The 13,985-nt window shown below is 30.6% G+C and carries 14 protein-coding genes and 2 pseudogenes; 11 read left to right on the top strand and 5 right to left on the bottom strand.

Going from position 1 to position 13,985, the window contains the following annotated elements; translation table 11 throughout:
- The first annotated feature begins 8 nt into the window (after window positions 1-8).
- From CF599_RS15415 to CF599_RS15405, 3 genes are read left to right on the top strand one after another with little or no spacing between them, the layout of a single operon-like run.
- Window positions 9-1,388 (top strand): RagB/SusD family nutrient uptake outer membrane protein, encoded by a 1,380-nt coding sequence (locus tag CF599_RS15415; RefSeq protein ID WP_121966901.1) that lies wholly within the window; start codon window positions 9-11, stop codon window positions 1,386-1,388.
- Between the two features lie 11 nt (window positions 1,389-1,399).
- On the top strand, window positions 1,400-2,137 hold the full coding sequence (locus CF599_RS15410; protein ID WP_121966885.1) for a hypothetical protein: 738 nt from the start codon (window positions 1,400-1,402) through the stop codon (window positions 2,135-2,137).
- Between the two features lie 26 nt (window positions 2,138-2,163).
- Window positions 2,164-4,704 carry a S9 family peptidase gene (locus CF599_RS15405; RefSeq protein ID WP_158221788.1) on the top strand — a complete coding sequence of 847 codons (2,541 nt, stop codon included), beginning with the start codon at window positions 2,164-2,166 and terminating at the stop codon, window positions 4,702-4,704.
- Between the two features lie 52 nt (window positions 4,705-4,756).
- Here CF599_RS15405 and CF599_RS15400 read toward each other — a convergent pair whose 3' ends face one another.
- On the bottom strand, window positions 4,757-5,074 hold the full coding sequence (locus CF599_RS15400) for a hypothetical protein (protein ID WP_121966883.1): 318 nt from the start codon (window positions 5,072-5,074) through the stop codon (window positions 4,757-4,759).
- Window positions 5,075-5,554: 480 nt separating this feature from the next.
- Between CF599_RS15400 and CF599_RS15395 the strand changes: the two genes are divergently transcribed.
- Window positions 5,555-6,025, top strand: a complete 471-nt coding sequence (locus CF599_RS15395; RefSeq protein ID WP_121966882.1) for a JAB domain-containing protein — start codon at window positions 5,555-5,557, stop codon at window positions 6,023-6,025.
- A gap of 273 nt (window positions 6,026-6,298) precedes the next feature.
- Window positions 6,299-7,060: a competence protein CoiA gene (locus tag CF599_RS15390; protein WP_121966881.1), complete on the top strand. Its 762-nt coding sequence runs from the start codon at window positions 6,299-6,301 to the stop codon at window positions 7,058-7,060.
- A gap of 54 nt (window positions 7,061-7,114) precedes the next feature.
- On the opposite strand, the gene CF599_RS15385 is transcribed toward CF599_RS15390, so the two are convergent.
- The 3 genes and pseudogenes from CF599_RS15385 to CF599_RS15375 all read right to left on the bottom strand — a co-directional run bounded on the left by CF599_RS15385 (window position 7,115) and on the right by CF599_RS15375 (window position 8,587).
- Window positions 7,115-7,786 carry an endonuclease/exonuclease/phosphatase family protein gene (locus CF599_RS15385; RefSeq protein WP_254050331.1) on the bottom strand — a complete coding sequence of 224 codons (672 nt, stop codon included), beginning with the start codon at window positions 7,784-7,786 and terminating at the stop codon, window positions 7,115-7,117.
- Between the two features lie 76 nt (window positions 7,787-7,862).
- Window positions 7,863-8,069: pseudogene (locus CF599_RS19945) on the bottom strand (DUF3408 domain-containing protein); the annotation flags it as partial.
- A gap of 83 nt (window positions 8,070-8,152) precedes the next feature.
- Window positions 8,153-8,587: a DUF3408 domain-containing protein gene (locus tag CF599_RS15375; protein ID WP_121966880.1), complete on the bottom strand. Its 435-nt coding sequence runs from the start codon at window positions 8,585-8,587 to the stop codon at window positions 8,153-8,155.
- 514 nt (window positions 8,588-9,101) lie between these two features.
- Here CF599_RS15375 and CF599_RS15370 point away from each other — a divergent pair.
- The 3 genes from CF599_RS15370 (at window position 9,102) to CF599_RS15360 (ending at window position 11,729) form a co-directional block, all read left to right on the top strand.
- On the top strand, window positions 9,102-9,461 hold the full coding sequence (locus CF599_RS15370; protein ID WP_121966879.1) for a 4-fold beta flower protein: 360 nt from the start codon (window positions 9,102-9,104) through the stop codon (window positions 9,459-9,461).
- 220 nt (window positions 9,462-9,681) lie between these two features.
- On the top strand, window positions 9,682-10,797 hold the full coding sequence (locus CF599_RS15365; RefSeq protein ID WP_121966878.1) for a DUF4236 domain-containing protein: 1,116 nt from the start codon (window positions 9,682-9,684) through the stop codon (window positions 10,795-10,797).
- Window positions 10,798-10,913: 116 nt separating this feature from the next.
- Window positions 10,914-11,729, top strand: a complete 816-nt coding sequence (locus tag CF599_RS15360; RefSeq protein ID WP_121966877.1) for an ATP-binding protein — start codon at window positions 10,914-10,916, stop codon at window positions 11,727-11,729.
- Between the two features lie 3 nt (window positions 11,730-11,732).
- Here CF599_RS15360 and CF599_RS15355 read toward each other — a convergent pair.
- A pseudogene (locus tag CF599_RS15355) lies at window positions 11,733-12,284 on the bottom strand (transposase); the annotation flags it as partial.
- A gap of 64 nt (window positions 12,285-12,348) precedes the next feature.
- Here CF599_RS15355 and CF599_RS15350 point away from each other — a divergent pair.
- Genes CF599_RS15350 through CF599_RS15340 form a run of 3 tightly spaced genes read left to right on the top strand, consistent with a single transcriptional unit; the run spans window position 12,349 to window position 13,965 of the window.
- The gene (locus tag CF599_RS15350; protein ID WP_006258245.1) at window positions 12,349-12,636 is read left to right on the top strand and encodes a hypothetical protein; all 288 of its coding nucleotides are present in this window, start codon (window positions 12,349-12,351) and stop codon (window positions 12,634-12,636) included.
- A complete protein-coding gene (tnpB, locus tag CF599_RS15345; RefSeq protein ID WP_071307249.1) occupies window positions 12,636-12,974 on the top strand; it encodes an IS66 family insertion sequence element accessory protein TnpB in 339 nt (112 codons plus the stop codon). The genes CF599_RS15350 and tnpB overlap by 1 nt, the downstream gene beginning before the upstream one ends.
- Before the next feature lie 49 nt (window positions 12,975-13,023).
- Entirely contained in the window at window positions 13,024-13,965 is a 942-nt protein-coding gene (locus tag CF599_RS15340) for a transposase (RefSeq protein ID WP_254050330.1), read from the top strand.
- The last annotated feature ends 20 nt before the right edge of the window (window positions 13,966-13,985 follow it).

Raw genomic sequence — 13,985 nt, 5'->3', positions numbered from 1 at the left:
TTATGACTATGAAAACAATAAATAAATCAAGATTGTTGATACAATCTATTTTAGTCGCTTTTTTTGTAATTCTCTTTTATTCTTGTGAGAGCTTAATTGACGTTGATTTACCAAATGATAGAATAAGCCAAGAAGAAGTATTCAAAGATATAAATACGACAAAATCAGCTTTAAACTCCATCTATATTAATCTTAGAAACAATCCCTTCTTCTCTAAAGATGTTTCAGGAATCAATTTTAGAATGAGTCTGTTTACTGACGAATTAGATTTTGTAGGTACCTCAGTAGAATACTTCCATCAAAATAGTATTGAGCCTAATGATAGTGAAATAACCAAATGGTGGAACAATGCTTATCAGAATATCTATGCGATTAACCTTTTTATAAATAAACTTAGCCAATCACCTTCTATAGATGACCTAAATAAAAATCAACTATTAGGTGAAGCCTATACCTTAAGAGCGTTGTACTATCAGAATATTGTTCAGCTCTATGGAGCCATTCCCTATACAACTTCAACTGATTATAAGGATAATACTACCATTGGAAAGACATCCGAGAATCAAGTACTCTTAAAAATAGAGGAAGATCTTTTAAAAGCCATCGAACTGTTAACCTACCAGTATAGAAGTACTGATAGATATTATGTCAATAAAGCTGTAGCAGAACTTCTTTTAGCTGAAAATTACTTGCTTCAGAAAAAAGATGAGTTAGCTGAGCTTTATAGTCAAAAAGTGGTTGACAATAGTCTCTATCAAATTGAACCTGATCTGTCAAAAACATTTAAAAAAACAGCCAAAAGTACATTGTGGCAATTATCACTTGAACAAAATACAACTGTGACACCTGAAGCAAACCTTTATGTATTTACGGCTCTTGGTGGTTTTACCTCTACTATTAGCGATAAACTAATGAGATTATTTGATGCTAACGATTTAAGAAAAACAAACTGGATTACAGAAGTTAAAATAGGAGATCAAACCTATTATGGTGTATATAAGTACAAAAATAAGACAGGTAATACCGATGAGAATTCTATTTTTTATAGAGTGGAACACGCTTATTTTATATTGGCAGAAAGCTTACTAAAACAGGAGAAAAATGTTCAGTCTATAGAGATTATTAATAAAATTAGACGCAAAAGAGGATTAGATGATTTAGCTCTTAATTTAAGTAAAGAACAGATTGAGCAAAACTTGCTACAAGAGTCTTTTAAAGAGTTTTTTACTGAATCTGTTCAGCGTTTTTTTACTTTAAAAAGATGGGATAAATTAAGTGAATTGACCTTAACGAAACCCAATTGGCAAGATCGTTATAAACAACTTCCTATTCCAGAAACTCAATTGCTTTTAAATAGAAACTTACATCCACAAAATACAGGATATTAAACTAATTTGACATGAAAACACATTATACAGCAATCTACACATCTATTTTTCCTTTTTTAATGATTGGAATATTGCTTGCTTCTTGTAAATCTAATACGCATACCACTAGAAGAGTTACAGACAATAACGAAAATATAGTTATTCAAGGCAGAGTTTTAGTTCAAGGAACTGACTCTGTTCCTTTGGGATTAACCACTATAAATATTAAAAACAAGTGGATTTGGAAAGATGAATCGCAAAAAGCTTATGGAGAAAACAAAAGGGTATTTGTAGATAAAAAAGGGTATTATAAAATTACCATAGAAAAGGGAGATACACTAATGGTTGTTCCCAATCACATTATTTATGGAAGGGATGTAAGCAAGTACACTTTTGCAAATTTGGACAAAAGTCAAATCATTGATATTGAAGTAAACAAAGATGAAGCGGGCTATCAGAATTTGATTAATAGCAATGAAGTATTAAAGTCAAATATTAAAAATCTTATCAAAAATGTTGATCCTGAACAATTGGTATCAGTTAGAGGAACAATTAAAAGTAAAAAAACAAATCAGCCACTTAAAAACGTGGATATTAGTTCTGCTTTTAACAACAATGTAATGGGGATTGGAACGTATCATTTAACTGATCGGTTTGGGAATTTTGATTTAAAAGTACCTAAAGGGAACCTTTGTAGTATACAAGCTTTATCTGCTAATGCAATACGTTTTACTGCTCAGAATGATACAATTATTAATTTGTATTTGTAATTATGAGGACATATTTGATATATAAATTGATTTTAATTTTTGTGGGATTATTGTCTTCTAATTCTTTAGTTGCAAGTAATTATAGTAAGGGAATCGTAATTGATTCCCTTGGCTATACCATCCGTCCTTCTTTAATTAGCCCAGACGGAAACTGGGTAATAGCAAGTAAAACCTATGGGTATAATAATAGAGCAGATACTATATTCTATATCAACACTAAAACCAAGCAGAAAAGAATTGTAAATGATCTTTCGACTTTACAAGCCAACTTGTTGTACAATGATTTAATACTTGAGAAAAAAAATCAATACTTAAGTGTGATTAATTTAGAAACAAATCAATCTGTTTTTAAAGCTGATGGCATCAAACAATTCGCTTCCAAGGCCTTTGACAACAAGAATTTATTAATTACACTATCCTCTAATGCAGTTTTAAATCTTGTACAATTGGATAAAGGTGGAGAAAAAAACAAAATAATATTCAATGATAATCAAGTAGTTGAGTTCTTAGTCAATGAGAATAAAACAAAGCTAATCTATCAAAAGAAAGATTGCAATACATCTTATGTTTTGGACTTAGAATCTTTTAAAGTAGCTGAAATTAACTATTCGGGGGATTTACTATCTCCTTATTGGAATGTCACTCACGATAAAATTGCTATTCTTGAAAAAGAAAATGTCATTTATCTATTGGATCTTGAGAAAAAACAAGTAGATACCATTCAGCTTAGTAAGAAGCCTTTGGAGCGATTTGAGTTGTCTTTTTATTCCAATGATGATCTATTTATTAAATACAATGTAAAAACAGAAAAGAAGCTTGAAGAAAGTGAATATTTGGATATATGGAATGGGAATACTCGGTTTTTACATCCAAGCTCTTTTAAAGAAAAATTTGTACTTCAATACAAGGCTTTTATCTATCAATCTAAAACAAAGACATTGACAGAGTTGGAAAGAAAAAGAGAGAGTGATTTGGATTTTATAAATCTTCCCAATCATATTTTATCATACAATCCTTTTACTTACCAAGATTTTAGTGCTTCTTATACTCAAATACAGTTTGATGTACTTAAAACATCCAATAGTCATATTTTACAATCAATTAAGACTAATAATTCAAAGGATATTATTGCTTCTTTATGTGGAAAGTACATGATTTATCCTATTGAAAAGGATAAATCAAAATGGGAAATACTAGAGCTCGCTACTAATAAAATCATAACAATAAACTGTGACGCATCAACAGTTGATGTACCTATATGGTCAACCAATTCTGAATATGTGTTTTTTGTAGTGAACAATACATTAACTCGTTTACATCTATCCACAAAAAAACAAGTAAGTATTCTAAGTCTTACTGGGAAAAATACTTTGATTTTTGCTAATAAAACTAAGCACAACAATGATATAAATGCAACAATCAATACTGATTCTTCTATTGTAGTTGCAGTTAAAAACAGCTCGAATACATTGATTTACAGTATTGATAATACCCATGCTAAATTACTGATTGATGCAAAAGAAAATGACCTATCACGAGGATTAACGTATTTACCCAACTTAATTAGCAAAGACCTAAAAACTATTGTTTTTACACAAGAGAATTACAATGTACCTGTTTCATTAAAGGTGTATAATAACGGCAAAATAACCACTCTTTTGGAAAGTGATATTCCACAGGAGCTTTATAGCAATAGAAAAAAACAAACCATTAGTTTTAAAACTAAAACGGGAAGAGAATTAAAAGGAACGCTTTATTATCCAAAAAACTTTAATAAAGAGCTAAAGTATCCTATGGTTGTTTATACTTACGCTGAAGATGATACGGATAGTAAACAATTTCTTTTGTCCTCAATGATAAATTCTACAGGCTTTAATATTCCACTTTTAAATGACAATGGATATTTTGTATTTTATGTTCAGTCGTATATTTCTCAGCAGGGGCCTGGAATAGGAGCACTTGAATCAATTAAAAATAGTGTAAAGGTTATTAGTGAAAAAGAGTCTGCAATTGATACTTTAAAGCTTGGTTTGATAGGTCATTCTTTCGGAGGATACAAAGTCGGTTTTATCGCTACTCAAACAAATATGTTCTCAGCCATTATCAGTGGAGGAGCACCTCATGATGTAATTGGTGGTACAATGTATCGGTATAATACCTACAGAAATAAACTTGATTGGTTTATGGTAGAGAGTGGACAACTGGGGTTTAAACAGAGTTATGCGGAGAATCCTGAAAAGTATTTGGCTAATTCTCCTCTATTATATGCTCATAAAGTAAAAACACCTATTCTTTTATGGACAGGACTAAAAGATGAAAATGCACATTGGGAAAACACTCGTAAAATGTATGTTGCTTTAAAAAGGTATAAGGTACCAACGATTGCTCTATTTTACAAAAATGTCGAACATGACATTATGCCTAATCAAAAAGTTGAAAACAAAGACCTAACACTTAGAGTGATGGATTGGTTTGAGTATTTCCTAAAAGATAATAAAAGTATTCAGTGGATTAGTAAAGGAATTGATTATGATAATTACTCATGGAATCAATTAGATACTTTTTAATAAGAGAATAAAAACAAGGGGACATCGTCCCCTTGCTCTGTAATCAGTAAAATTACATGATTAAACGAAGAGGTTTATATTCTGCAACAGAAGAATCCCATCCATAGATTTGGTGAGTCTCTGAGTTAATATCTTCTTCGTACAAAGGGCCAAATCCTTCAAATGAACAATCTCTCTTTACTATTTGCGTTGCTTTTTTAAATACAGCTCCGTCTAAATAATATAGATCCCCTCCATAAGGAGTTACAGTTTCTTCTGATATTTCAATTTTATTATCAGCTTTATTACTAGCATTCACTGTGAATGCACCTAAACTTAGCATTGCAACAACGGCAAATGGCATAAGTAGGTTTTTTATAAATTGTTTCATAATGATATTGTTTTTAAAATTATATAACAAACCTCGTGTCTGTTATAAAAATGGTCGTCTTTTAAAGTTAATCGATGTCTTTTATTTACCATAGTCGATTTATGTAGCTACCCTAAATCGAACTTTTCTATTGCTACTATACGTGTACAAAGTATAGTATTACAGCTCCAACTAAAAAAATATAATCATGAATAAATTTTTACGAGATAAACTTACAACTCTTTATTATTCAAAACAATACGTGTTTTCACGGTATTTTATCGTAATATCCGCATACTGTTAAAAGAGCTTTTAAGACACAATAGTTTATAGGTTTATTTTTATTAATAATTGCACAAAGTTAGGCAATGCCCAGCGGTTCGCTAACAAGAAATTCCCCCATAAATGCTTGACTAAAGTCTTCGCTTTATTGCGTTGCTTCTTGTGCTCGCTTAGCCATTACCAATTGTGGCTCCATAATTAATTTAAAAATTTAATATTATGGAAACTACAGTTTTAAACACAGAATGGCTTATCGCATCAGAAGTAGAATTGATTTACAAATCAAAAGTAAAGGCTTCACAGAGACCTCAGATTACATCTTCTTACAGTGCCTATCAAATAGCATTAAAAGCTTGGGATAGTAACAAGATTGAATTATTAGAACAGTTTAAAGTACTTATGCTTTCAAACAATAATAAAGTACTTGGGGTATTAGAAGTTTCCTCAGGAGGGATAACAGGTACAATAGTAGATTTAAGAATCATTTTCTCCGCTCTTTTAAAAGCGAACGCTGTGGGATTTTTGCTTATACACAACCATCCGTCAGGAAAATTAGCTCCAAGTGATGCTGATAGACAAATCACAAGAAAGATTAAAGAAGCAAGTAAACTACTTGATATTATGCTTTTAGATCATTTAATTATAACAGTAGAGAGTTATTACTCTTTTGCAGATGAAGGCATCTTGTAAGGTGCCTTTGTTTTTATAAAGTATTAAAACTGTAAAGGTGCTTTTACAGTTTTAATACTTTAGATTTCTACTTGCTTACAGATTTAATTTTAAATCTATAAATTGATATATGTATCTATATAAGTATATACTTATCTTAAAAATCTATTTAATCATGCTAATGAATGAAGTGTTACAAAATAGTCTTACATTGTTGATTAATTAAAAGGCGATATATAAGAATCCAAAAAAGTTATCTATCTTTTTTCGAATTAATAATATGTATTAGTAAGTATGAAGTATTCTTTAATTAATGGTATTAAAACAGAGCCTTTTAAAGGAGGTATCGGAGTGTGTATTTGTTGTGGGGCTACTGTAGTAGCTAAATGTGGTACCAAAAATATCCATCATTGGGCACACTTAGATTTAACTGAATGTGATAAATGGTGGGAATCAGAAGGAATATGGCATCGAAAATGGAAATCTTATTTTCCAGAAGAGTGGCAAGAAATAGTACATATTGCAGATGATAATGAAAAACATATTGCAGATTTAAAAACAAATTACGGGGTAATTGTTGAGTTTCAAAATTCACCAATTAGCAGAGAAGAATTGATGTCAAGAGAAAATTTTTATCAAAATATGATTTGGATTGTTAATGGAGAAAAGTTTAAAAATTTTCACATATTAGATAAATTACCTAATATAGAAAGCGAAAACTTTAAAGATTATAAATTTCCTAAAGTAGAGAAAAAAAACAACGGTAGAGGATATTTTTTACTATCTGAAAATCCAGAATATTTTAAACTAAAATGTTATAAATATCGTAATCTTACTGAGATCTTAGATAAGATAGAAGAAAGTTATATTGGACACCATTTTTTAGATTGGAAAAACTCTCATAATGTATGGTTATCAGCAACCAAACCTGTCTTTGTAGATTTAGGAACAAATGACTTATATAGACTCTTAATAGATAAAGAGTTTAATCAACAAAATTTAAGAGTTTATAAAAAAGAAGAAATTATAAGAAGAATAATAAAAAAAGAGAACTAAAAATAATTCAAGTATTATTAATTTTAATCTCACACAATAGAGGCATATGATCACTTATTTCAATCCAGTCAGAAAAACACCTATTTCAAATTTAATCATCTTTTTTAATAATTCTTCTGTTCCAAAAATGTAATCAATATGATAAGGTTTTTCGAATTTTCGTTGAAAATAAAATGTTGGTTTAGATTCTTTACCTTGAAGTTCATTAAAAAAATAATGGTAAAAACTCTCAATCTTAAACTCTTTTAATTCATTTACTACATCACTATGATTCCACCACCTGTCCCATTCATCCCAAATACTATTACTATTAAAATCACCAATAATTATAGTATTTCCTAAATTGATTTTATTAACTTGGAGATACTTCCATAATTGGCCAATATAACCAAAATTTGGAGAATTATTCTTGTGTGTCCAGACAGCTAATAAATCGAATTCGTTATTTACTCTACAAGGTAAAAAATATTTAACAAAATGATCTTTATATTGATTTGACCATTGTAATCTTTTTAGTTGAATACCTTCTTTAGCAAAAATACCTAACCCCTTATTTTTATTGTCACCTATCCAAAGATAATTTTTTGCAAAGTCTTTATAAAGAAGATCGTTTGTTAACATTGGATTTTCACATTCTTGAATAATCAAAATATCAACATCAAACTTATTTAAGGTTTTATACTTATTTCTAAAAGCACCATTACAATTCCAAGTTATTATCTTCATCTATTATAAATTATATTACTAAATGTGAAATCAAAGATATTTTTAAATGCAAATAAAACCAACGATAGATAATAGATTAATTAAAATAGAGATTTGTTTTTTCATTAAAACTCGTAGTAACCTGCTGTTTGAATTTATTGAAATGATGCTCTAATAAATTATGTAAATAAGCATATACAGATACCTTGTTTTCGCGAATTACTTGAACTATACGTGTTAGCTTCTTATGGAACTCAAGTCGAATATAAACCGCTTTACCATCTTTTGCTCTAGTAAATACTTCCTTTAAAAAAGTATCTACCTAATTTTCTATACTCTTAGTTGTTTGTACTTGAGCTGATTCTCTTAATTGATTAAGTTTTTCCATTATAAAATAGGTTTGAATTTGTCATTAAAATATTGAGTAATCTCAGAGTTATACTGCTGTAGATGTTGTTTTAAGATATTGTCTAAATAAGAGTAAAGCGTAGTTTTTTCTTCTTTAGCCAGTTGGGTTATACGAAGTAATACTTCGTGATACTCAGGTCGGATATAAACAACCTTTCCTGCTCTTGATGAAGGAAATTCATTAATCAGAAAAAGCTCTTGGTATTTAGTAGTTGCTACTTCTTTCTTTGGCTTCTTTTCTTTGACTTTTGTTACTTCTTCTTGGATTAGAGGTTCTTCTTTTTCTTCTACGATTAGCTTAGCTTGTTCTACAGACTTTACTTCTATATCACCACTCATGATATTCATTAGATAGTCTTCATCGACTAACTCCTTTTGACTGTCTTTTTTGGATGGTTGGTTTACTGTTCCCATATTGTACTTTTTTAAAGGTTTACATTTTACATTATGGATAGTTGTAAGTTTTAGCTTGTTGGAAACATTATACTAATACGTTTTTACACCAAGATCATTTTAAAACAGCTTTAAGACGCTATTTCAAAGACAATTGTAAAACTTACATTACTATCTTAAAGCAAAGAAAGTACATATACAGTTTGAAAACTTTAAATGGAATTTTAAGGTTGAACTTGGCACTTTAGTGTCAAATAGTGAGTGATTTCATATTATGAAATCACTATAGATTTTACTTTGTAAAATTGGAGGATTTAGTAATCGAAAGATTACAGCAAGTTATGTTTTGAGGCACTCGAAATTGAGATTAGAGCTTTCAAAACGACTTGCTCTTGCAGAGGGCTGGAAAACTACTCCGAAGTCGTGTTTTTTTGTTTAAATAGTAGTTAGACTCAAAATATTGAGTGGTTTACGGATTTCCGTAATAGAGATTAGTGAAATTATGTTATGTTTGAATAATTAATACTGTTTAATTATGTTGACATTTTATAATAGCAAAGGGAATGCAATTGCATATATTAGTGATGATAACCAATCAATATATCTGTATAATGGAATACCTGTAGCTTGGTTGAGTGAAAATAACATTTTTGCTTATAGTGGTAGATATTTAGGTTGGATTGAAAAAGGATGGGTTTTTGATAGAAAAGGGAATAGAGTCTTTTTTACTGAAAATGCAACAGGAGGCCCTGTAAAACCTGTTAAATCAGTAAAACCAATCAGAGGTGTTCGCGGAGTACGTCCTGTAAGAGGAGTAAGAGAAGTTAAGCCCGTAAGACCTGTAAGAAGCTTAAGTTGGTCTAACATATCAAATGAAGATTATTTTAAACAATAATAATCACTAAATACAAAATAAGGGTTTGGTGTAATGGCTGATTAAGTTATTATTTAAAGTTTCGGTTTTTTATGTCATAAAAGCCAAATAGTAGTCTTTTGCTCTAAGGTGTACTGAATTAATTAAAACATTTAATTCAATTCCTACACTTGATCAAGTCGTGGCTCTTCTTAGGTAATCCTATCAAAAATTACATATCACATATTAATCTAAAAAAATTATGGCTTGGAGTTTTCGTAAAAGAATTAAAGTAATACCAGGTGTACACCTAAATTTTAGTAAAAGCGGTATTTCTACTTCTATTGGTGTTAGAGGAGCAAGTATGACTTTTGGAAATTCAGGTACTTATTTAAATACTAGTATTCCACCTTTAGGTATTTACAATAGACAAAAATTATTAAAATCATCATCCAATTCCTTTCAAGAGGAATCAAATATTATCGAATATTCAGATAATATATTTAGCGCAGACATTCAAGAAATTACAAGTCAAAATAAGCAAGGAATTAAAGAAGCAATTATTCTAGCTCAGCAACAAAGAAAAGAATTAAAAAATGACTTATTAAAAATCAATACTTCTTACGTTTCTTCAAAATTAAAATTAAACCTTAGTTATATTCTTCTATACGGTTTAATAAAAAAAACTATATCTCAAAATATAAAAGAAGATATTAAAGCTCAAAAGAACGCTATCGTACAAACCAAAGAACAAATAGAAAATTGTTATGTTAGGTTAGATATAGATTTTGACATAGAAATAAAAGAAAAATATCTCAAACTAGTGGAAGCTTTTAAGAAACTAATTAATAGTCAAAAAATATGGGACGTAACAAGTGCTTATTTTCAAGATAGAGTCGCTACACGTTCTTCAGCAAGTACGTTAGTCAAAAAGCGTGAAGTGAAATTTTTATTAAAATCTTTGCCAGAAATTAAGTCAAATTACGAAGCTTTATATTTTCAAAATGCGAATGGAGCTGATTTATATTTCTATCCTAGTTTTATTGTAATGTATTCTTCAAAAGGTGATTTTGCTATAATAGGATTTGAGGAAATTTCGTTTAATCAAAGCTATGTAAGATTTACAGAAACAGGAACAATTCCTAAAGATTCTAAAGTTATAGATAAAACTTGGGCTAAAGTCAACAAAAACGGAAGTCCTGATAAGCGTTTTAAAGATAATTATCAAATTCCTGTAGTGAAATATGGAGAAATTAAATTAAAAACTAAAACAGGATTAAACGAGGAGTACGAATTTAGTAATTATGAATACACAGAAGAATTTGGTCGTGCGTTTTCTGAATACCAACAATTAATTAAGACTATAAAACTATTATAAAAAAACTGTCTACAATAAGAGGTTTGGCGTAATGATGAATTAAGGTGAACTTTGATCATTCCGTTTTCTATCCCCAAGAAGAGCCGCTAATAGCCCTTATTACCAAAATCTAAATAATGAAGAAATTTGATTTAAATATTGAAAAAATTCTAGAAAACTGGGATGTAAAGCATGGTGTTAGAGAAATTATTGCTAATGCTTTAGATGAAAAAACTCTTACGAATTCAAAAGAGATCGAAATCTTCTGGAGTAGTAGTTTAAATTCGTGGGTTATAAAAGATTATGGACGAGGCTTAAAATATGAACATTTCACTCAAAAAGAGAATGATGAAAAGTTAAATAATAATGGTATTATTGGAAAATTTGGTATTGGATTAAAGGATGCATTAGCTACTTTTGAAAGAAAAGGTGTTGGCGTCAAAATTTTATCTAAATATGGAGACATTACATTAGGTAAATCACAAAAAAACGGTTTTGATGATTTAATTACTTTACATGCATACATTTCTGAGCCTACAAATAAAGAGCTAATTGGAACAGAATTCCATTTATCTAGCATTTCAGAAGATGACATTGTAGCAGCAAAAAATATGTTTCTGAAGTTCAATAATGAAGCAATTCTAGAAAATACTAAGTATGGTAGTGTTCTTCAAAAAAAAGAAAATCGAGGGAAAATCTATATAAATGGTGTTGCAGTTGCTAGTGAAGAAAATTTCCTTTTTAGTTATAATATTACATTACTTAATGCTAGTATTAAAAAAGCTATTAATAGAGAAAGAACAAATGTTGGTAGAACTGCTTATGCAAACACTGTTAAGTCAATATTATTAGAGTGTCAATCAGAAATTATTGGAAACAAACTAAGCGCAGATTTAAGTCAATATAGCTATGGTAATGTATCCACACGACCAATCACGTCTTGTGAGGTATAAAAATCATTCTACAGCTTCAGTAACCAGCTTTTTGTAGTTTTGAGGATAAAGGTCAGTAATGTTTTTGTGATTTATCGATTGAATATTATCAAGAGTATGTATTAGCCATTGAGTAGGATTCACATCATTTTTCTTGCAGTTCGCAAAGAAAGTGTACATCATGGCAGCTCTTTGTGCAGCATCATGAGAACCTGCAAAGAGATAATTTTTACGCCCAAGAGCTACTGGTCTAATTACATTTTCAACAAGGTTGTTGTCTATCTGTAAGTTTCCATCGTATAAGTACGCACTTAGATTATCCCATCTTGTTTGTGAGTAAGCAAGGGCATGACCTATTACACTTTTAGGAAGAGTAAGTCTCATTTGAGCAACCATCCATTTACCAAGTTCATTGATGATAGGAAGACTCTCTTTTAGACGAAGCTCTTTAATTTGCTGTGGAGTTAGGTTTTGCTCTTTAGCTTTTCTCTCTACCTCGTATAGTTTTTGTATCTGCCCCAGTACATGTTGTGCTCTGGTTTTATCGTTTGATAAAGCTTTATCAAACTGTATCCGCCCGAGCAAGTGCATGTTTCATAATATAATGTAAGGAAGTAAGTTTGCTTTAAATAATAAAGAGATGAGCAAACAAGAAATTATGTACTCTCATGTAGAGGATTGGCAAGCAAGTGGATTGACACAATCAAAGTATTGTGAAAGTGTTGGAATTAAGCTGGCGACATTTAGTTATTGGGTAGTAAAGTTTAAGAGTGAAACAGAGCAAGAAGGCTCAAGTAACTTTATAGCAATAGGTGAAACATCTAAAACCGACAGTAAAGAATACGAAATCGTGTATCCTAATGGAGTGAAGTTACGTTTAGAAACGAAAGATTTGGGTGAACTCTATTCATTAGTAAACCTTGTGTAATGTTTAGTCTGAGTAGTAGCCATCAATTCTACTTGTATAAATCAGCTTGTGATATGCGCAAGAGTTTCGATAGTCTATGTGGTCTTGTTCAAAACGAGCTTAATCAAGTCGCTCATAATGGAAGTGTCTACGTGTTTATTAATCGTCGATGTAATCAGATGAAACTCTTACACTGGGAAACAGGTGGTTTTGTGTTATATCACAAGCGATTAGAACAAGGTACTTTTGCTTTTCCTATTCATAATCGGACTCAAATCAGTTGGAGTGATTTGGTACTTATGATTGAAGGAATACAAGTGATAAAAAGTAGTCAAAAAAGGCGGTTTTCCATGAGATAAAACAGCCTTAATCCTTGTATAAATAAGGCTTTTGACGTATATTTACTTCATGGAAATAGACTTAGAAAACTTATCGAAACAAGAACTTTTGGCACTTTTAACCAAAGCCCAAAAGACTATTTCCAAACAAGAAAAAGTAAATACTAAGTTAGAGAAGAAAACTACTAGCTTAGAAGAAAAGACCTCTAAGCTAGAAGAAAAAAATACAGAACTGGAATATCGTGTAAAGCTACTTGAGCGCATGAAGTTCGGTCAAAGCCGAGAACGTTTTGAGGATCCCAATCAAACTCAATTACCTTTAGATGTTGAACAAGCAGTCTTAGAGGAACAAGAAGAAGTAATCAAACAAGAGATTACCTACTCTCGTGAGAAAAAGAAACATCCAGGACGAGCTAAACTACCAGATCATTTACCCGTAGAAGAAATAGAAATGCATCCTGAGGGAGATTTATCTGATATGATTTGCATTGGTAAAGAAACTACAGATGTGTTAGATTATGTTCCTGGTTACTTTAAAATCAAGCGTTACATCCGATATAAATACGCTACTAAAGGTAAAGATAATACTCAAATTAGTATTGGTGAGCTTCCAGAGCGAATTATAGATAAAGGAATACCTTCAGAGGGATTATTATCCACAATACTTGTAGATAAATATGTTGATCATATTCCTCTTTATAGACAGAAGCAACGCTTTTCAAGAGAAAACATCGATATAGCTTCTTCTACAATAGATGGTTGGATCGCTCAAAGTATGGATGCTTTAAAGCCACTATACCAAAAGCTGGTGATGGACATCAAAAATGAAGGTTATCTCCAAGTTGATGAAACCACCATCAAGGTCTTAGATGAGAAAAAGAAAGACAAAACTCATCTTGGCTACTATTGGGTGGTGCGACCTGCAAAGGTCATTATACAATTGTTCAACCAGGTAACTGGACAACGAACCTGCCATACTGTTGGCAGTAGCCTACTTCGACATGCAGGGTAAGTAATTACCCTGTGTGATAG

This window comes from Myroides sp. N17-2, assembly GCF_002286775.1.
Classification (GTDB): domain Bacteria; phylum Bacteroidota; class Bacteroidia; order Flavobacteriales; family Flavobacteriaceae; genus Flavobacterium.
This window is presented reverse-complemented; position numbering and strand designations above follow the sequence as displayed.

Bases quoted from the DNA above. Each gene is read 5' to 3' on its own strand.
- CF599_RS15400 (WP_121966883.1), bottom strand. From the start codon at position 5,074: ATGAAACAATTTATAAAAAACCTACTTATGCCATTTGCCGTTGTTGCA.
- CF599_RS15340 (WP_254050330.1), top strand. From the start codon at position 13,024: ATGGAAATAGACTTAGAAAACTTATCGAAACAAGAACTTTTGGCACTT.
- CF599_RS15410 (WP_121966885.1), top strand. From the start codon at position 1,400: ATGAAAACACATTATACAGCAATCTACACATCTATTTTTCCTTTTTTA.
- CF599_RS15395 (WP_121966882.1), top strand. From the start codon at position 5,555: ATGGAAACTACAGTTTTAAACACAGAATGGCTTATCGCATCAGAAGTA.
- CF599_RS15360 (WP_121966877.1), top strand. From the start codon at position 10,914: ATGAAGAAATTTGATTTAAATATTGAAAAAATTCTAGAAAACTGGGAT.
- tnpB (WP_071307249.1), top strand. From the start codon at position 12,636: ATGTTTAGTCTGAGTAGTAGCCATCAATTCTACTTGTATAAATCAGCT.
- CF599_RS15390 (WP_121966881.1), top strand. From the start codon at position 6,299: ATGAAGTATTCTTTAATTAATGGTATTAAAACAGAGCCTTTTAAAGGA.
- CF599_RS15415 (WP_121966901.1), top strand. From the start codon at position 9: ATGAAAACAATAAATAAATCAAGATTGTTGATACAATCTATTTTAGTC.
- CF599_RS15375 (WP_121966880.1), bottom strand. From the start codon at position 8,587: ATGGGAACAGTAAACCAACCATCCAAAAAAGACAGTCAAAAGGAGTTA.
- CF599_RS15350 (WP_006258245.1), top strand. From the start codon at position 12,349: ATGAGCAAACAAGAAATTATGTACTCTCATGTAGAGGATTGGCAAGCA.
- CF599_RS15370 (WP_121966879.1), top strand. From the start codon at position 9,102: ATGTTGACATTTTATAATAGCAAAGGGAATGCAATTGCATATATTAGT.
- CF599_RS15385 (WP_254050331.1), bottom strand. From the start codon at position 7,786: ATGAAGATAATAACTTGGAATTGTAATGGTGCTTTTAGAAATAAGTAT.
- CF599_RS15365 (WP_121966878.1), top strand. From the start codon at position 9,682: ATGGCTTGGAGTTTTCGTAAAAGAATTAAAGTAATACCAGGTGTACAC.